At 31.3% G+C, this 19,191-nt stretch carries 19 protein-coding genes; 1 reads left to right on the top strand and 18 read right to left on the bottom strand.

Going from position 1 to position 19,191, the window contains the following annotated elements:
* Positions 1-35: 35 nt before the first annotated feature.
* The 14 genes from BUA90_RS06490 to BUA90_RS06425 form a co-directional block, all read right to left on the bottom strand.
* Positions 36-1,325 (bottom strand): GumC family protein, encoded by a 1,290-nt coding sequence (locus tag BUA90_RS06490; RefSeq protein WP_242945058.1) that lies wholly within the window; start codon positions 1,323-1,325, stop codon positions 36-38.
* A gap of 179 nt (positions 1,326-1,504) precedes the next feature.
* Positions 1,505-1,936, bottom strand: coding sequence for a 3-hydroxyacyl-ACP dehydratase FabZ (fabZ, locus tag BUA90_RS06485; protein WP_072966806.1), 432 nt, complete (start codon positions 1,934-1,936; stop codon positions 1,505-1,507).
* Positions 1,937-2,218: 282 nt separating this feature from the next.
* Entirely contained in the window at positions 2,219-2,914 is a 696-nt protein-coding gene (locus BUA90_RS06480; protein ID WP_072966804.1) for a tropomyosin, read from the bottom strand.
* Between the two features lie 78 nt (positions 2,915-2,992).
* On the bottom strand, positions 2,993-3,349 hold the full coding sequence (locus tag BUA90_RS06475) for a rod-binding protein (RefSeq protein ID WP_072966802.1): 357 nt from the start codon (positions 3,347-3,349) through the stop codon (positions 2,993-2,995).
* A gap of 50 nt (positions 3,350-3,399) precedes the next feature.
* Entirely contained in the window at positions 3,400-4,191 is a 792-nt protein-coding gene (gene flgG, locus BUA90_RS06470; protein WP_330390687.1) for a flagellar basal-body rod protein FlgG, read from the bottom strand.
* Between the two features lie 108 nt (positions 4,192-4,299).
* A complete protein-coding gene (locus BUA90_RS06465; RefSeq protein ID WP_072966797.1) occupies positions 4,300-5,373 on the bottom strand; it encodes a flagellar hook-basal body protein in 1,074 nt (357 codons plus the stop codon).
* 179 nt (positions 5,374-5,552) lie between these two features.
* Positions 5,553-6,584, bottom strand: coding sequence for a rod shape-determining protein (gene mreB, locus BUA90_RS06460; RefSeq protein WP_072966794.1), 1,032 nt, complete (start codon positions 6,582-6,584; stop codon positions 5,553-5,555).
* 430 nt (positions 6,585-7,014) lie between these two features.
* Positions 7,015-7,275, bottom strand: a complete 261-nt coding sequence (gene spoIIID / locus BUA90_RS06455; RefSeq protein ID WP_072966792.1) for a sporulation transcriptional regulator SpoIIID — start codon at positions 7,273-7,275, stop codon at positions 7,015-7,017.
* A 94-nt stretch (positions 7,276-7,369) separates the two neighbouring features.
* On the bottom strand, positions 7,370-8,278 hold the full coding sequence (locus BUA90_RS06450; protein ID WP_072966789.1) for a M23 family metallopeptidase: 909 nt from the start codon (positions 8,276-8,278) through the stop codon (positions 7,370-7,372).
* Between the two features lie 144 nt (positions 8,279-8,422).
* Entirely contained in the window at positions 8,423-9,406 is a 984-nt protein-coding gene (gene spoIID / locus BUA90_RS06445; RefSeq protein ID WP_072966786.1) for a stage II sporulation protein D, read from the bottom strand.
* Between the two features lie 104 nt (positions 9,407-9,510).
* Positions 9,511-10,965, bottom strand: a complete 1,455-nt coding sequence (locus BUA90_RS06440) for an aminoacyl-histidine dipeptidase (protein ID WP_072966784.1) — start codon at positions 10,963-10,965, stop codon at positions 9,511-9,513.
* Between the two features lie 32 nt (positions 10,966-10,997).
* Positions 10,998-11,357 carry a hypothetical protein gene (locus BUA90_RS06435; RefSeq protein WP_072966783.1) on the bottom strand — a complete coding sequence of 120 codons (360 nt, stop codon included), beginning with the start codon at positions 11,355-11,357 and terminating at the stop codon, positions 10,998-11,000.
* Position 11,358: 1 nt separating this feature from the next.
* Positions 11,359-11,721 carry a PqqD family protein gene (locus tag BUA90_RS06430; protein WP_072966780.1) on the bottom strand — a complete coding sequence of 121 codons (363 nt, stop codon included), beginning with the start codon at positions 11,719-11,721 and terminating at the stop codon, positions 11,359-11,361.
* Between the two features lie 87 nt (positions 11,722-11,808).
* Positions 11,809-13,716, bottom strand: coding sequence for an OPT family oligopeptide transporter (locus BUA90_RS06425; protein ID WP_072966778.1), 1,908 nt, complete (start codon positions 13,714-13,716; stop codon positions 11,809-11,811).
* A 229-nt stretch (positions 13,717-13,945) separates the two neighbouring features.
* Between BUA90_RS06425 and BUA90_RS06420 the strand changes: the two genes are divergently transcribed.
* Complete coding sequence (locus BUA90_RS06420) at positions 13,946-14,578, top strand: TetR/AcrR family transcriptional regulator (protein WP_072966776.1); 633 nt, start codon at positions 13,946-13,948, stop codon at positions 14,576-14,578.
* Positions 14,579-14,645: 67 nt separating this feature from the next.
* Here BUA90_RS06420 and murA read toward each other — a convergent pair whose 3' ends face one another.
* The 4 genes from murA to atpD form a co-directional block, all read right to left on the bottom strand.
* Positions 14,646-15,899, bottom strand: coding sequence for a UDP-N-acetylglucosamine 1-carboxyvinyltransferase (gene murA, locus BUA90_RS06415; RefSeq protein ID WP_072966774.1), 1,254 nt, complete (start codon positions 15,897-15,899; stop codon positions 14,646-14,648).
* Positions 15,900-16,056: 157 nt separating this feature from the next.
* The gene (locus BUA90_RS06410) at positions 16,057-16,788 is read right to left on the bottom strand and encodes a YwmB family TATA-box binding protein (RefSeq protein ID WP_072966772.1); all 732 of its coding nucleotides are present in this window, start codon (positions 16,786-16,788) and stop codon (positions 16,057-16,059) included.
* A 428-nt stretch (positions 16,789-17,216) separates the two neighbouring features.
* Positions 17,217-17,624: a F0F1 ATP synthase subunit epsilon gene (locus BUA90_RS06405; RefSeq protein ID WP_072966770.1), complete on the bottom strand. Its 408-nt coding sequence runs from the start codon at positions 17,622-17,624 to the stop codon at positions 17,217-17,219.
* Between the two features lie 68 nt (positions 17,625-17,692).
* Positions 17,693-19,084 carry a F0F1 ATP synthase subunit beta gene (atpD, locus tag BUA90_RS06400; protein WP_072966768.1) on the bottom strand — a complete coding sequence of 464 codons (1,392 nt, stop codon included), beginning with the start codon at positions 19,082-19,084 and terminating at the stop codon, positions 17,693-17,695.
* Positions 19,085-19,191 lie beyond the last annotated feature (107 nt).

Genomic DNA, 19,191 nt, shown 5'->3' with positions numbered 1-19,191 from the left:
GCATTAGCAGATTAGCAGCTACTAACTAATTGCTACTAACTACTAACTTTTTCCACTGCCGAATTTTTCCAATACTCTCTAAAAAATGCTATAAATATTCCGAGCATTATACCTAATACTCCTGCTATTGCTAGGTTTAAAGCTTTTTTGGGTGATATTGGCTTTATAGGATCTACTGCTGGGGAAACTATTATAATGCTTGAGTCTGCTATTGTTGATGATTGAGCTATACGTGCTTCTTCAAGTTTTTTTGTAAATGCATCATATGTTGATTGAGCAATATTTACTTTTCTTAAAATTAAATTCTCTTTATGCTTTTTCTCTGCCAATTCTCCTTGTAGAGTTTCAAGTTCTTTTTGAACTTTTTCTATTTCACTTTTAAGTTTTTCTTGTTTTGCTAAACTTTCTGCTAAAGAAATTTTTAATTTTGAAATTTGAGATTTTAATGAGTAATAATTATCATTTTTTTCCTCTACTGTTACTGTTACATTAAATAAACCAGTACTTGTACTTTGAGTTTTTTCATTAACTACTTGTGCCATATAAGGTTCATCAGAAAGTGATTTGTTTAACTTAATCTTTTCTTCGGTATTTTTTAATTCTTCTTGTGCTTGTTTTAATTTTGCTCTTAATTGTAATTCATTAACATTTTCAGTAGTAAGAGTTGTCTTATAATCAGTTAATAGTGTTAACTTAGAGTCTATTTCTTTTTCAAGTTCTTTTACTCCTCTAGGTTGAGATAAAAAGTTTTTATATTCAAGCAATGCTTTGTCAAGCTTAGCCTTTTCTACTTCTAACTGTTTTGAAATAAAATTTGATGATTTATTGGCTTGTTCTTTTACTATTTCAGATATAAATGCAATAAATTTTTTTGATAATGTGTTTGCTATTTTAGTTGCTAGCTCTTTGTCAGTATTTTGTACTTTTATAGTTATCAAATTGGTATCTTTTATTGTTTCAAGCCTTATCATATTTGCCAGACTATCTCTTGTTATTCCTTTTTTATCAAGGTTTAATTCTTTAATAATTTCGTCAAGTATAACAGGATTTTTAATTTGCTGCTTATAAGTTTCTATAGTAAGCTGTGGATATTTAGATATTGTATCTAATATACCTTCTATTCCTTCTATTTTTTGAATAGGTCTTATTTTATCTGTTACTTGAGAAGCCATAAGAACAGCTTTTGCCTCATAAACTGGATCTAAAACAAAGAAACTTACTACAAATGATATTAATAATGACACTATAGTTATTCCTATTATTATGTTTTTTTGTTTTAATATTATTTCTATAAGTTCACGTAGACTTATTTCATCATATTGCACATTTTCCAATTTAAATAGCCCCTTTCTATAAATAGTTCTCAATTCTAAGCTTTAGACTCTTAGAAATAAAAGTTCTTAGTTCTCGGCTTTAGATTCTCAGGAGTAGAGTTCTCAGCTCTCAATCCTCAGCAAATCTTTACTACTAACTACCTGCTACTTGCTACTAACCACTTACTAATCTACTCCTGTTCTACCAACGCAAACATTATTTCACCTTTACAAGCCACTTCATCACCTACATAAGCTACTGCCTGCCCCGTTCCTATATTTCTTCTCATTTTTATTATTTCTACTTCTAGTCGTAGTGTATCTCCCGGCACTACTTGTCTTTTAAAGCGAAGTTTATCTATTCCTGTAAATACTGCTAATTTCCCTTTGTTTTCTTCCATTGAAAGCACTGCTACTGCTCCTACTTGAGCAAGTGCTTCTACTTGGAGTACTCCCGGCATAATTGGATTGCCTGGAAAATGTCCTTGAAAAAACGGTTCATTTATAGTTACATTTTTAATTCCTACTGCTTTTTGCCCCGGATTTATTTCAACTATTTTGTCAACAAGAAGAAATGGATAGCGATGTGGAATTATATTTTGTATGTCTATGTTATTTAGCATAGTAATTTTCTCCTTTCAAAAAAGATATTTAATGTCTAATATTTGATTTAAATATTCTAATTATCCCAATATATATTTTAAATTATTTGTCATATTTGTTCAATAAATCTTATGTTTTGTAATAAAATGTTAAACAATTTGGTAATAAATTATAGTAAATTTTTTTATCATGATAAAAAAAGATTAGATGCATATTTGCTCTAATCTTCATAATAGCATTCTACACTTTTTTATTTTTTCCTTTTTTTATTTAAATTTTTGTCAATTTTAAATGAAAAAAGTCTATAATATCTTTTTTCTTCTTAATGTTCTAAATCCTGCTTCATGTTCTCCTAACAATTCATTTATTGATGCAAAATGAGCATTCATGCTTTTTTGTTCTAATTTTATTACTTCTATATCTTCGAATATTGTTTCTTGATTTCTTATAACAACATTAAACCTCATTTTTATTTCTGTACTACTTTCTGTTAAATCAGCAGTTTGATTATAAATAGTAACTTGTTTAGTTTTTATTTCTATTACATCTTGTTTGATTGTACTTACTTCTTCTTCTACTTTGCCTAATCTCCTATCAATAGAACTAATCCTCTTATCCATAGATATTACTGTTTCTTCTATGGAATCAATTCTGTACTCGATATTATCAATTCTCTGTTCGATAGTGTCAATTCTCTGTTCGATAGTATCGATTCTTTGTTCGATAGCATCAATCCTTTGTTCAATGTTGTCCATTCTTTGTTCAATAACATCAATTCTTTGTTCGATATTGTCCATTCTCTGCTCGATAATATCCATTCTTTGCTCGATAGCGTTCATTCTCTGATCCATGGATTCCATTCTATGTTCCATAGACTCCATTCTCTGTTCCATAGACTTCATTCTCTGGTCCATGGATTCCATTCTATGTTCCATAGACTCCATCTTATTATCTATGGAACTGACTTTTTCTAAAATTTCTCTAAGAAGTTTTTCCATTATTTTATCCCCCTTCTTTTATTTTTCCCATGGGGTCAAAACTAATAGGTCAAATTTATTATATCACAAACTACTATTTTATTCTTTATCAAAATTAATATTTTTTGATAACTGTTCATACATAATCTTTGCTAATCCTATTCCCTGTCCTTTTGACACTTCTTTTGCTATTTCTTCATCAAGCATTCCTTCAAATATTTCTCTTGCATGACTTTTTTTTATAAATCCACCTTCAACTACTGTTTTTCGCATATTCTTAAGAAGCATATTTACAAAAATTGCTTCAAATTGTTTGCATGCAGATTTTAAAGCCTCTGTATCATTATTTTGTTTTGCTTTCTCCAGCATTTCTTTAAATTGTTGTGTGTTTTGTTTTGATGCCTTTATTTTTGATTGATATATTTTACTTTGCAGGTTTATATCATTTATTTTCATGAAATAAAGCTCCTTTCTAGTTTGTCAGGCAATAGAATATTCTCAGTATATTACCTTTTTAGGTTGTTTGCGGTCTGGAGCATTTCATCAGATGTCTGAATTGATTTTGAATTTATTTCATAAGCTCTCTGAGCAGTAATAAGTTTAATCATTTCTTCTACTACCTGCACATTTGATGTTTCAAGAAATCCCTGCAATACTTCTCCTGCATCACCTTCAAAAGATTCTACATATTCACCTGAAGCTACTGTTTGCTTAAATAAGTTATTACCTATACTTTCAAGTCCTTCAGGATTAGGAAACTTTACAATCATAAGTGTTCCTATTTCTTCAGGTTCATCACTATCACTTCTCTTTACATTTATTACTCCATCTTTCGATATAGTTATCTCTTCTATATCACTTCCTAGTTCTATATCCCCTATATCTCCTTGTACAAAATAACCATCTGATGTTGTCAATCTTGCTTCTCCATCTTCTATACTTAATTTAAAGCTTCCGTCCTTTGTAAAGTATAAATTGTCATTTTCATCTCTTACTACAAAAAATCCTTCTCCTTTTATAGCTAAATCAAGTTCATTATTCGTTTCTTCAAAACTTCCTTGTGTAAATGTTTTTACTATAGCCGAAGGCATCACACCATGTCCAACTTCCAAGTTTACTGGTTTGCCTTCTCCTTCGTTAAAATTGTCATTTCTAAGTTGTTCATACAAAAGGTCCTTAAATTCTACTCTTTGCTTTTTATATCCTGTAGTATTTACATTAGCCAAATTATTTGAAATCGTATCTATATTAAGTTGCTGAGCTTTCATACCAGATGCAGCAGTCCATAATGCTCTCATTATCTATACCTCCAGTTTAAATTTTTATTTAACAAACAAATCTAAACCTTTCCTTATTAATTATAAATATTAATATCATTCTTCTAGAGTCTTTTCAACTCTTAATTCTTAAACTCTCCCTATATCATTAACTGCTTTTCCTATTGTTTCATCATATGCTCTTATCAATCTCTGATTTGACTCGTATCCTCTAAACAGTGTCATCATTTCCACCATTTCTTTTACAGGGTCAACATTAGAACCTTCCAGTTTTCCTTGATATATCTCTCCCGTAAATTCTTCTTCTACCGGCTCTACATTATCTTCCATTTTCCAAAGTGCGTTACCTACCTTTCTTAAATCCCTCAAATTTTTAATATTTACTACCGATAGCTTATCAACCACCTCACCATCTACCATTAATTCTCCATAAGGAGTTAGAGATATTTTTTCTCCATCAAGTATTATAGGTCCATATTCTCCCAATACTCTATATCCTTCTGATGTTACTAATTCCTTATTTTTATTCAATTTAAAAGAACCATTTCTTGTATATCTTATTCCATCTTCTGTTTCAATTTTAAAAAATCCTTCTCCCTTTATAGCAAAATCAAGCGGATTGCCTGTTCTTATTAATTGTCCTTGTATAAAATTCGTTTCTATCCTTTCAAGTTTTACACCTGAACTCATTGTACCTATTACTAACGGATGAGGCTTAGTGAGTATATTATCTACTACCTCGCCATTTACAAATACATCTCCATTTTCATTTATATTAAATTCTCCATCGCCAACATATATAGGTCCCTTATTTCCTAAAATTTGATAACCGTAACTACTATCTATTTCTCCATTTCTATTTTTATAAAAAGTTCTAAGATAACCATCTTCTCCAACTGTAAACTGTGCTCTTCTATTATAACTTATACCTGTAGGTGTATTTATCTTAAAAAATCCTTTTTCAGTTTCCGCTACATAATAATTATCTACTTGCTTTATTTTAAGATTTACAACTTGTCCCAGATTTTCTATAGGTTTATCTCCATTTATTTTGCTTATTAAAGTATCCTCAAAAGACTCAATAAGTACTAAATCCTTTTTATAACCAGTAGTATTTATATTTGCTATATTATTACTTATTACATCTATCTTTCTATTATTAGTCATAAGTGCCGAACCGGATATATAAAGTCCACGAAACATGAATATGACTCCTTTCAATATCAAATACAAACCATAGACAATTTTACTCTTATAATAACTATCGGTATATAAAAATCGTATCTTTAACTATATTAAATATCGAAGCTTACAGATTTTAAATACAAAACTTAACGCTAATTTCAAAAAGCTCCCAGCCATAAGGCTAGCAGCTTTTCTCTTTAATATCTTCTTCTACCTTTTCTACCTGTCATCATACTTTTTTCAAGAACATCTAAATGATTTAAGGATAATCCTGTACCTCTTGCCACACATGATATTGCATCTTCTGCTATATAAGTAGGAATGCCTGTCCTCTTTTCAATTAATTTATTTAATCCATTGAGAAGTGAACCTCCACCAGTCATAACAATACCTCTTGTACTTATATCAGAAGCAAGTTCTGGAGGTGTTTTTTCAAGTACAGCATGTACTGCATCAGCTATAGCATTAACAGGTTCACTTAAAGCTTCTAGCATTTCATCAGAAGTTACAGTTATAGTCTTAGGAAGTCCTGTTATAAGGTCTCTACCTCTACAATCCATTTTAGCTGTTTTTAACTTAGGATATGCACATCCAACATTTATTTTTAAATCTTCAGCTGTTCTCTCACCTATAAGTATGTTATGAGCTTTCCTCATATATTTAATTATAGAATCATCAAATTTATCTCCAGCTACTTTAATCGACTCGCTAACTACTATACCACCTAAAGAAATCACTGCAATATCTGCCGTTCCTCCACCTATATCAACAACCATATTACCATCTGGCTTAGTTATATCAAGTCCAGCTCCTATAGCAGCTGCAATAGGCTCTTCTATAAGATAAGTTTTTCCTCCACCTGCTTCAGTCGTTGCATCAATAACAGCTCTTTTTTCAACTTCTGTTACTCCACTCGGAACACAAACTATTATCTTAGGCTTAAAAAATCTTTTTCTTCCACACGTTTTTTGTATAAAATACCTAAGCATTCTTTCTGTAACTTCATAATCTGATATAACTCCATCCCTCAAAGGTCTGATTGCAACTATATTTCCCGGCGTTCTTCCAAGCATTTTTCTTGCCTCTGAACCTACTGCTAATATTTGATCTGTATTTTTATCAATTGCCACAACAGAAGGCTCCTGTAGTACTATACCCTTTCCCTTTATATAAACTAGTACACTAGCTGTGCCGAGGTCTATTCCTATTTCCGCACCAAAACCAAACATTTTTTACCACCTTTCATGTATATTAATTATTTAATATATGATTATAAAACTTAATTTCCAACTAATGTTTAAAAACAGATACATCTTTGAAGTTACTCTTTTAGGTCTTTTTAAACTTCTTTTAGTAGTTAGTGGTTAGTAGTAAAAGATTTTTTTGCAACTAACTACTTGCTACTAACTAAGTTCTACTAACTAATATTTAAATTTCAAACTTAAAATTATTCCTCTGGGGTTTTTTTAATTCTTAATTCTTGAAACGAATGAATATCATGTCTTAGTTCTATATTATTCTACAAATTCCTCTATTTTCTCTAAATTTTTTCAAAAAATCATTAATTATATTATAAACAATTTTTAACAAATACGAAAGAAATTTTTAAATCAAAAAAATAATAAAACAGGGATATACCCTGCTTTTGTCTAATGTTACTCAAATCTGTTTTGACATCTTTTGGTATTTCATTTTTGTTGCTTTTCCACCCCTAATATGTCTTTCAGCCTTATTTTTTTCCAGTACCTTTTTAACCTTACTAGCTAAAAGAGGGTTTATCTTAGGAAGTCTTTCAGTAACATCTTTATGTACTGTACTTTTACTTACTCCAAATACTTTAGCTGTTTGTCTAACAGTTGTTTTTTTTCTTATTATATGTTCAGCAATCTCTACAGCTCTTTCTTCTATATAATCCTTCACTGATGTACCCCCTTTAAAAAGTTGACTTGTTACATAATATGCAACTTAGGGGGTATATAGAACCTATTTGTTACAAGTTCTATACAGCTAATATCTATTCTTTCTGTGATAAATATTTCATAGGGTCAACATTTTTTCCATTCTCTAAAACCTCAAAATGTAAATGTGGTCCTTGTGCTGACTCAAATAATGAAGAAGTTCCCACTCCGCTTATTGTTTGCCCCTGTGCTACTTTATCTCCTACTTTTACCATAGCATCAGTACATAAATTACTATATCGTGTTATCAGTCCATTGTCATGTTTTATTGAAATAGTTATACCTAGTCTTGAATCAGTAAGCACCTCAACAACCTCTCCCTTAAGTGCTGCTTTTACAGGTGTATTTTTTTCTGCCATTATATCTATTCCATGATGTGTAGTAAAATGCTCTAAAGTTTCAGAATAAACTAAAGTTTCCAGTGCAAAACCTGTTCCTAACTTTCCTTCAACAGGCCAAATCATAGCTATTGCACTTTGACTTGACGCCATAGTAGCTTCCTTATCTATATTCTTTTTATCCGGTTTTATCTTTGCAATAATAGCCTTTTGCTTCTCATTTTTCTTAACTAAAATTTTAGATTTTTTTATAGTTTTTTTAGGCATAGTTGTTGCATCTTTTTTATCATGATTTGCATCTTTTTGTACTGTTTTGTCATTATTTACCATATCTTTTTCATCTACTACTATTACATCTGACATCTGTTTTTTCATCTCATCTTCTGCTAAATCAACAATTTCAGAATCATCAATACCTACAATGTTTTCTTTGTCACTCTTAAAATCATCTGACCCCAACTTATTAAAATTTGATTTTGCAACCCAAACAGCTGTTGTTCCGACTATACATACGCATAAAAACATGATAATGTAAAAACCTTCATTCTTTAAAAGTTTATTCCATATACCTTTGCTCCCATTGTAAATAGTATTATTATTCCTTGTAAATATCTTCTTAAATTTCATTTTGTCCACCTCCATTTGGTAGTATTTCCAAAAGACAGATGGACAATACATAATTATAAATTTTTTATTTTGATAATCAAAACTTCATTTTAAAATATAATATCAACTGACATGTTGTAAACTAAGCCCTAAAACTATATACTGTTATTTTTTAAATTTCTCTATCTCTACACCTTGATAATAATGCTTTATTATTTCATCAAATTTATATCCTCTTTTAGCCATTCCATCTGCTCCATACTGACTCATACCCACTCCATGACCGTATCCTCTTGTTTTAATAGTCACTTTATCTCCTGATACTATTATCTGAAAATCAGCAGACCTTAGTCCAAGAATTTCTCTTATTTTTCTACCTGATAGTACTTTATTTCCTATTCTAATCCTCTTTACATCTCCACCCTCAGTTCTTTCCAGCACTTTTAAAGAATCTACAATATTACTGCTCTTTAATCCACTATCTTTATATACAGAATTTATTTTTGATACAAATTCTTTAGTTGAAATAACTACTGTACTTTCCAAATGTTTTGAACTTTGCTCATATGGACTATCAACACTCCTCAAATAAGGTGCCATAGTTTCAAATACATCTTCTGAATTTTCAGTTCTGCCACCACTCGTTGAATGATATAATGGGTCTATTAATTTTCCATTATAAGTAATAACTAATCCTCTCGTACTTTCAACCGCTTCTTCTATTTTAGGCCAGTACTTTTTAAACCATTTTTCACCCTTAATTTCTTTTAATTTTTCTCTACTCCTATATACTTGACAGTGCACATCATCACAAACTTCTGCACCAGGATGAGCTGGATTTCCTTTAGGTCCATACTTTATTTTCTGATATAGAGCTTTAGTTCTGGCTGCCATAGCTTGAGCTTTAAGTGCTTCAAGTTCAAATGTCGCAGGCATCTCACTTGCTACTACACCCTTTACATATTCCTCAAGCTCAACTTCTTTAATTCTTTTAGTTTCATGCAAATATACTCTTATTTTTATTTCTTCTGTTTTTTTATCCTCTACACTTTTTTTTGATACATTCATATCACAACTATATATTAAAATCATCGGTATTATTATTAGTACTACAAATATTCCAACTACTAAATAAAAAATATTTTTCATTTTAGTCCCCCTTTGTCCACATTATTCTCTACATTTTATGTGAACACTGTGGGGAATATGATTAAATTTAAAAAGAAAAAAGAACGGCTTTTAACCGTTCTAAATTATTTCATTTCTTTTAGTACTTCACATAAAAATTCATATACTCTCTTTGTTGAAGATATACTTAAATGCTCACTTGGAGTATGAACATCGTATATATTTGGCCCTATTGAAATCATATCTATATCTCCAACTTTTTCTTTTAAAAGTCCACATTCTAATCCTGCATGAATTGCATCTATTTTTAATTCTTTACCATACATCTCTCTGTAAACTTTTTTCATCAAATTTCTTATATGAGAATCTGGCTTGTACTCCCATTCTGGATAATCTCCAACAAGCTCCATTTTAGCTCCTGTTAACTTACATATTTTTTCTATTCTCTTATTTATTTCTTCTTTTAATGTCTTTACAGAACTTCTAACTGCACTGCTAAATATTATTTCATCTTCTTTAGTATCCAGTACTCCTATATTATTTGAACTCTCTACAAGTCCGTTTATATTAGCACTCATAGTCTGTACACCATTAGGTATAAGTCTTAAAATGCTTATTAAAGCATCTTTAGTATTTTGGCTAAACACTTTCTTAGGAGTTTCAACTTTTTCCAATGAAATCTCTATATCTGGATCAGAAGTCATAAATTCATTTTTAAATATTTTTTCACATTCTTTAACAACATCTTTAAAATCATCAGCTTCAGAATTTTTTATTAATACAATTGCACTAGCTGTTTTAGCTATTGCATTCATTTTTTCTCCACCAAAAACCCCTGCAACATCTATGTCTACTTTATCATCTAACTTTTCCAACATTCTTCCTAAAAGTTTGATTGCATTTCCTCTATTCTTATCTATCTCCATTCCAGAATGTCCGCCTAAAAGACCTTTTATTGATATTTTATAAGCTTCTTTATTCAAGTCAGCTTCTTTCCATTCAATTGGAAGATGGATTATATTATTTACTCCACCTGCACAAGAAGAAAGTGCTGTACCTTCTTCCTCTGAATCTATATTAATCAAAATATCTCCTGAAATATTTTCAGGATTTAAATTTAAAACTCCATCCATTCCTGTCTCTTCTGCAACAGTAATAAGAGCTGTCAAAGGTGGATGAGGCAAATCTTTTGATTCTAATATTGCCATTATCATTGCTACAGCTATTCCATTATCAGCACCAAGTGTTGTTCCTCTTGTACGAATCATATCTCCATCTACGCATATTTGAATAGGATCTTTTTCAAAATCAAATTCCAAACCTTCTTCTTTTGCACAAACTATATCCATATGCCCTTGTAAAATAACTCTTGGACTATTTTCATATCCCGGCGTAGCTGGTTTATTTATTATTACATTTAAACATTCTTCTTGTATTACTTCTAAACCATTTTTCTTAGCAAATTCAACTAAAAAATCACTTACTTCTTTTTCATTTCCTGAACCCCTAGGAATTCTTGTTAAATCCTCAAAATGTCTGAATACAGCTTCTGGCTCTAAGCCTTTTAATACTCTTTCCATGTGCATCATACTCCTTCTTTTCATAATTCCAATTATTTTTTATCCTCATAGAGGATATATACTTTACGACCTTTATCATTTTTTTCTTTAATAATTTCATTTTCAAGCATGTATTCAACTAACTGTTTTGCCAGTAATTTGGGCTCAACTACTTTAACTTTATCCCTGCTCCAAAATAGCGAAGCTTTAGTATTTTTTATAATCTTTTCTATTTCTTTTATGTTTAAACTTCCTTTTATTTTCAATTCTTTAATTACCTTTTTTTGAATCTTTAAAAAAAGTCTTTGTATTAACTCTCTTCCCTTATTTTGCTGTTTTACTATTCCCCATGCTCCCAAAAAAGCTATTGTTACAGCTAAAAATAAGACTTCTAAAACATATCTAAACAGCATATTAATCCCTTGCCTTTTCCAAAGTAATAAATTTATTGTTTCTCAATATATTAATATAAGTCCCAAGTCTTTCATATAGAGGTTCAACTTTTTCACCAAATTCTTCTTTTAAAATATTCCCTATTTCAGCTATATTTCTCTTTCCATCTATTGCTTTCCACACACAACTTCCAACTTCATCTAAGTCTATTTTCATAATTTTAGGTGTTTTAACAAACATACGAACCAGCTTATCTATTAACCCATTTCTAGGTATCAATATCTGAACAAGTCCATCTTCTTTTATTTTCCAATCTTGTCCTTCCTTAATTACTGGTATCAATTCTAAAAAATTATCTTCTTTTTTTATTTTGTTTTTCTTCATATAAACACCTCTATATACTTTGACTTTCAAACTGCATACTAAACTGAAATTTTAAATTTGAAAAGGGGATGTAATATCCCCTTTTAATTAGCTATCTTTTCTCCATACTGAAAACTTAACTAATGAAAGTGTTAATAGTGTAAAGAATATTAATGCACCAATTTGTCCTAAGTTAATATTCATAGCTACTTTTAATCCAATTACAGCAAATACTGCAAGCAATATACCTACTAAACCTTCACCAGCTATTAAACCTGAAGCATAAAGAATACCAGATTCAATTTTTGACTTAATGCTTGCATTTTCTCCTTCAGCTTTTTCTAATTTCTTATCAAGTATACCTCTTATAACACCACCTACCATAATAGGTGTACTTAAATGTATTGGTAAGTATAAACCGATAGCTATAGGAAGTACAGGTAAACCAAGTAATTCAACTGCAACTCCTATACCAACTCCAGTAAATACTAATGCCCAAGGTAAACTTCCACCCATAACACCTTCGATAACAAGACGCATTAAAGTTGCTTGAGGAGCTGGAAGTTCAGATGAACCAAATCCCCATGCATTATTTAAAAGTACTAAAACAAATCCTATTGCAAATGCTGATGCAACAGCACCTAACATTTCACCATACTGCTGTTTGTAAGGTGTAGCTCCTACAAGGAAACCTGTTTTTAAGTCCTGAGAAGTATCACCAGCCATAGCTGCAATTATACAGATAATAGCTCCAACTGTTAAAGTAGCAATCATTCCAGCATGACCATCATTACCAGTAGCTTTAAATGCAATAGCTGTAATAATTAATGTTGCTATTGTCATACCAGATACAGGGTTTGATGAACTACCAACTAAACCAACTATTCTTGATGAAACTGTTGCAAAGAAGAATCCAAATATAGCTATTAATAATGCTCCTCCAAATCCTACTGGAATTATTGGAAGCATCATCATTGCAAGAACTACAGCTAAACTTCCTATAAGAACTATTTTCATCGGCATATCTTTATCAGTTCTTACACTAGTACTTCCGCCAACACCTGAAGAATAATCCTTCATTGCCTCTTTAAATGTTTGAACAATTAATGGAAGTGATTTAATCAAGCTGAATATACCACCAAAAGCTACGGCTCCTGCTCCAACATAACGTATATAATAATTCCAAATTCCCCAGTATCCAAGCTCTCTTATTGGTACTGAAGCTGGATACATAATTATATCTCCCATTTCGCCTATGTTTGCAATAAGTGGTATTAGTCCAAACCATCCTAAAACTGCACCAGCTAACATATATGCTGAAATTCTAGGTCCTATAATGAAACCAACACCTAATAATGCTGGCAATACATCTCCACCAATAGCAGCACCTTTGTAGCCAGGTATTGCTGTTTCAATCTCACTTGGGAAAAGCTTCATTCCATCTGCTATAAACTTATATGCTGCACCTACTCCTAAACCAGTAAAACATGCTTTTGCCTTTTCTCCACCTTCTTCTCCTGCAAGAAGCACTTCTGCACAGGCTGTACCTTCTGGATATGGCAGTACTCCATGTTCCTTAACTATAAGTGCTTTTCTTAAAGGAACCATGAATAAAACACCTAATATACCTCCACAAAGTGCAATTGCAGTAATTGTCAAAAGATTTGGTGCTCCCATGTTCCATTCTTTAGTCCAAATAAATAATGCAGGTAGTGTAAATATAGCTCCTGCTGCCAACGATTCACCAGCAGAACCTATTGTCTGAACCATGTTGTTTTCAAGTATAGATTCTTTCTTTAGTACTCCTCTTATAAGTCCCATAGAAATAACTGCTGCTGGTATTGAAGCACTTATTGTCATACCAACTTTCAATCCCAGGTAAGCGTTTGCAGCTCCAAAGACAACAGCTAGTAGAATTCCTAAAAATATAGACGTGCCAGTAAACTCTGGTAAAACTTTATCAGCGGAAATAAATGGTTTAAACTCACCATTTCCACCTTTTGAAAGGTTCGCCATAATAATCCTCCCTTTTTAAATAAAATTTTAAAACTTTTACCATTCTAATTTTGCAATTTTTTAGTTAAAATGAATTTTGCAAAAATTTTAACTAAACCAGCCGAGCTCAGCTAATTTATATTCAAATTATAATCCCAGAGTTTTTGCAATGTCAATGGCAAAATTCCAATTGCATTTCAATAAATTTTCATGTTATAATCTACCTAACGATAGGTAGGTGGTGATATAAATGAATACAAAAGATAGAATTATTTCTGCTGCTATAAAAAATTTTTTAAATTTTGGATATGAAAAAACTTCACTAGCCTCTATTGCAGAAGAAGTTGGTATAAAAAAACCTTCTATTTATTATCATTTTAAAAATAAAAAAGAACTTTTTAACATATCTTTAAAAAATATATTAGAATCACTTGAATATAACATTTTAAAATCTACTGAAAATTGCACGTCATCTAAAGAAATGTTTGAATCTTTATTTTCTACACTACTAGAATTTCATATTCAATTATCAGTAATGATAGATAAAAAACACATTAAACCTGTAAATATTTTTGCTACTTTATTTTCTACATTAGATGCAGAAGATTATAAAAACAGCATTAATAATTATTATAACCTTTTAAACAATACAATTATCCATATATTATCTATAGGCCAAAAAAGAAATGAGATAAGGATAGATATAAAGAAAGATTCTATCTGTGAACAAATTATGGCTTGGTTTGAAGGTCTCTTAATTCTTTCATCTTTATATTCATCCTTTAACTTTAATATAGCCAAACAAGAATTTTTAGATAATTTATGGATTCTAATAGGTAAAACTAAAAAAGCTAAAACTATATCTTTAGGTACAAAATGGTGATGCTATCAAAACAAAAAATGACAGAGATAAATATTCTGTCATTTTTTGTTTTGATAACTTTTATCAGCTACTCTACTCTTTCGATATTAGCTCCAAGTTTTTTAAGTTTTTCTTCTATTTCTACATATCCTCTATCTATATGATATACATCGCTAATTTCTGTTACTCCTTCTGCTGTAAGTCCTGCAAGTATAAGTGCTGCTCCAGCTCTTAAATCAGTAGCCCTTACCTGAGCTCCTTCAAGAGATTTTACTCCTTGAACTACAGCACTATGACCTTCTATTTTAATATTAGCACCCATTCTATTTAATTCACTTACATGCATAAATCTATTTTCAAATACTGTTTCAATAACTACACTAGTCCCCTCTGCAACACTTAAAAGTGCCATAAATTGGGACTGCATATCTGTGGGAAATCCAGGATAAGGCATCGTTTTAATATCTACTGCTTTTATACCATTTGATGCCACAACTCTTATATGTTCCCCATTTTCCTCTATCTCAACTCCGCATTCCTTTAATTTTGCAATCATAGGCTTTAAATGGTCAGGCAGTGCATTCTTTATAGTAACGTCTCCACCAGTTATAGCTGCTGCTACCATATATGTACCTGCCTCAATTCTGTCTGGAATAACAGTATGCCTTGTTCCACCGAGTTCTTTTACTCCTTGAATTCTTATTGTGTCAGTACCTGCACCCTTTATATTAGCTCCTAAACTGTTTAAAAAATTGGCAAGGTCAACTACTTCAGGTTCTTCAGCAGCATTTTGTATAATAGTTTGCCCCTGAGCAAAACAAGCAGCCATCATTATATTTTCTGTAGCTCCTACACTAGGAAAATCAAGATATATCTTATCTCCTATCAATTTATCAGCTATCGCCTCAACATATCCATGACCTAGATTTATTTTTGCTCCTAATGCACTAAGTCCTTTTAAATGCAAATCTATAGGTCTAGCTCCTATAGCACAACCACCCGGTAAAGACACTCTAGCTCTACCCATTCTAGCTAATAATGGTCCTATAACTAAAAATGATGCTCTCATTTTACTTACCAAATCATAAGGTGCTTCAAAATTATCTACCTTAGTTGACTTTATTTCTAATATACCATCTGCATTTTTTTTAACATCTGCACCTAATGAAGCTAAAACTTCTGACATAACTTCTACATCTCTCAATGCAGGAATTTCTTCAAGTACACATGTATCCTGTGCTAATAGTGATGCAGCCATTATAGGTAAAACTGAATTTTTTGCACCACTTACTTTAACTGTTCCTTTTAACGGTCCACTTTTACGTACCAAAATTTTAGACAATGGAGGTCCTCCTTTTTCATCTTGTCAAATATATATTCTAGTTTAAACTATCTTTCTTCTTTACAAAAAAATACACTTATTTTTGTTCTACATTTGCTTTTGTTTTTCCTGCCTAATTTGCAGAAAAAATACATTTTTCAATAACAAGTCTATATAATTAATACTCTGTTACTATTAATGGTGTTCCTATCCATATATACGTCTTATCTTCATATGAATTATATCTACCTGCTATATTTATATTTACTTTTTTACCGCCAACAGTTATATAATCTTTTAAATTTTCTACATATCCTGTAATACTTACTACGTTTTCATCTATTATACCTTCAACTTTTTCAGCTTTTATCTCTGTAAAAATTCCATTTATAATCTTTTCAATTTCTACAGTATCTTTGAATCCATCATAACATCCAGTTAAATTTATATTCAAATTAGGATTCCCATAAGTTTTCAAGACATTTCTTATTGTATCACAAACCTCTTGAAAATCAAGCTCAGATTTAGTACTGACTACATCTAAGACTATACTACTTTCTTTAAAATCATCAAACTGAGAACTTTGTAAAATTATTGTTGTATAAATATCTTTTTCAAATTTACCTTCAATAGTTATCTGAAAAAAACCTTCTTCCTTGTATATCTTACTATCTAAAGCTGACAAATTTAAGCTTTCTGAAATATCATCACATATTTGCTTTCCCTTGTCAATAGGAATATAAGTGTTTTTAAAAATCACATAACTATTTATATTAACTTCCTTCATTTGTGCACCAGATTTTTTTAAAGCTAAGTCAACTAAATCTTCATTCTGCTTCTCCTCTGCACTGCTAAATATACTTAAAAAAAATAACATTAAAATAAATATATAAAGCCCCAATTTTTTCACTATCCCTCACCCCCGCTTATGAGTTAAGAATTAAGAGTTAAGAATTAAGAATTAAAAATTAAAAAGACATTAGACTGAAAATCGAGAGCAAGGAAGAGAAAGTGCTTTAAAATATGCAAAGGGGGACTGAAAATCATATTTTAAAGCTATTCTCTTCCTCTTTATTTTAAGTATTGCCAAACAGTTATATATGTATACTTAAATTAAAAATTTTTATTAAAAAAGTCTTTTCGACGCTCTTTTAGCTTTATATTCCAATCCTTTAGTTCCAATTTTTGTAATTTCAAATTGTCATGCTGAGAATTCAGTTAGTAGCAAACCTCTTTTACCACTAACTACTAACTATCATTTCTAACTTGATTTTTTTATTAAATAGTTTCTTATAAAAAAAAGAAAGGTACTGAACCCACAAAGAGTTCAATACCTTTTTATCTTTTTTCTTTTGCCACTCTCAATCTATTTAAAGCTTTATTTAAAGCTATTTTAGCTCTTACTATATCTATTTCAGGTGACTTCATTTTTAATCTTTCTTCTGCCCTTTTTGCTGCTGCTTCAGCTCTTGCAACATCTATTTCTTCCGGCCACTCTGCTGCATCAGTTATAATTGTAGTTTTATCTTCATCTACACTTACAAATCCTCCAGCACAAGTAGCCTGTTTTAACTGTCCATCTTGTCTTATTCTTATTACTCCTATCGAAAGTGGAGCAATTGTTGGCATATGGTTCTTTAATATACCAATATCTCCTTCAGACGTTCTAACTGTAACCATATTTACTTCGCCTTCAAAAAACTTTCTATCTGGAGTAACTATTTCCAACTGAAAAGTCGATGCCATATCATACACCTCCAGTAATACAGATGACAGGGGACAGTTGTTATCTGTTCCCTGTAACCTATTACCTATTAACTATTTTTCGCTTTTTCCACTGCTTCATCTATTGTACCAACATAAAGGAATGCTGATTCTGGAAGGTCATCATGCTTACCTTCTAGTATTTCTTTAAAACCTCTTATTGTTTCTTTAAGCGGTACATATTTTCCTAGAAAACCAGTAAATTGTTCAGCAACGTGGAATGGCTGTGACAAGAATCTCTGTATTTTTCTTGCTCTAGCAACTACTAATTTATCTTCATCTGAAAGTTCATCCATACCAAGTATTGCAATTATATCTTGAAGCTCTTTATATCTTTGAAGTATCTCTTGAACACCACGAGCAACTCTATAATGTTCTTCACCAACTATTTCAGGTGTTAATATTCTTGATGTTGAATCAAGTGGGTCAACAGCTGGATATATACCAAGCTCAGCAATTGACCTTGATAAAACTGTTGTAGCATCAAGATGTGTAAATGTAGTAGCTGGTGCTGGGTCTGTAAGGTCGTCTGCCGGAACGTATACTGCTTGTACTGATGTAATTGAACCCTTTTTAGTAGATGTAATTCTTTCCTGAAGTGCACCCATATCTGTTGCTAATGTAGGCTGATAACCAACGGCACTCGGCATACGGCCAAGCAACGCTGAAACCTCTGAACCCGCTTGTGTAAATCTGAATATATTATCTATAAACAAAAGTACGTCCATACCTTGCTCATCTCTAAAATATTCAGCCATAGTAAGCCCAGTAAGAGCAACACGCATTCTTGCTCCAGGCGGTTCATTCATCTGGCCAAATACCATTGTAGTTTTATCAATAACTCCTGAATCTATCATTTCATGATAAAGGTCATTACCTTCTCTTGTTCTTTCACCAACTCCTGCAAATACAGAAAGTCCTCCATGTTCTTTTGCTATGTTGTTAATAAGTTCCTGTATTAAAACTGTCTTACCAACTCCTGCTCCTCCAAATAATCCTATCTTACCACCCTTTGCATATGGAGCAATAAGGTCAACTACTTTAATACCTGTTTCAAGTATTTCTGTTGCAGTTTCTTGTTCTTCAAAGGAAGGAGCTGGTCTGTGAATAGGCCATTTTTCTGACGCTTTAGGTGGTTCTTTTTCATCTATAGTTTCACCAAGAACGTTAAAAAGACGTCCAAGAGTAGCTTTCCCAACTGGTACAGAAATAGGTGCTCCTGTATCAACTGCTTCTATTCCTCTTATTAATCCATCTGTAGATGACATAGCTATACATCTAACTGTATTATCCCCTATATGTTGTGCAACTTCGGCAATAATCTTTCTATCATTATGCTTTATTTCTATCGCATTTAAAATATTAGGAAGATTTTCAGTTTCAAATCTAACGTCAACAACAGGACCTATGATTTGAACTATCTTTCCCACATTTTGTGCCATGCTGACTTCACATCCTTTCCCTATAATCAAGTAACAGATGACAGGTAACATTTTAAAGTTCTCTATAGAGTCTAAAACCTATAAGCAAAACCTTATCTCTGTAACCT

Origin of the sequence: Caminicella sporogenes DSM 14501 (genome assembly GCF_900142285.1) — a bacterium.
GTDB lineage: Bacteria > Bacillota > Clostridia > Peptostreptococcales > Caminicellaceae > Caminicella > Caminicella sporogenes.
This window is presented reverse-complemented; position numbering and strand designations above follow the sequence as displayed.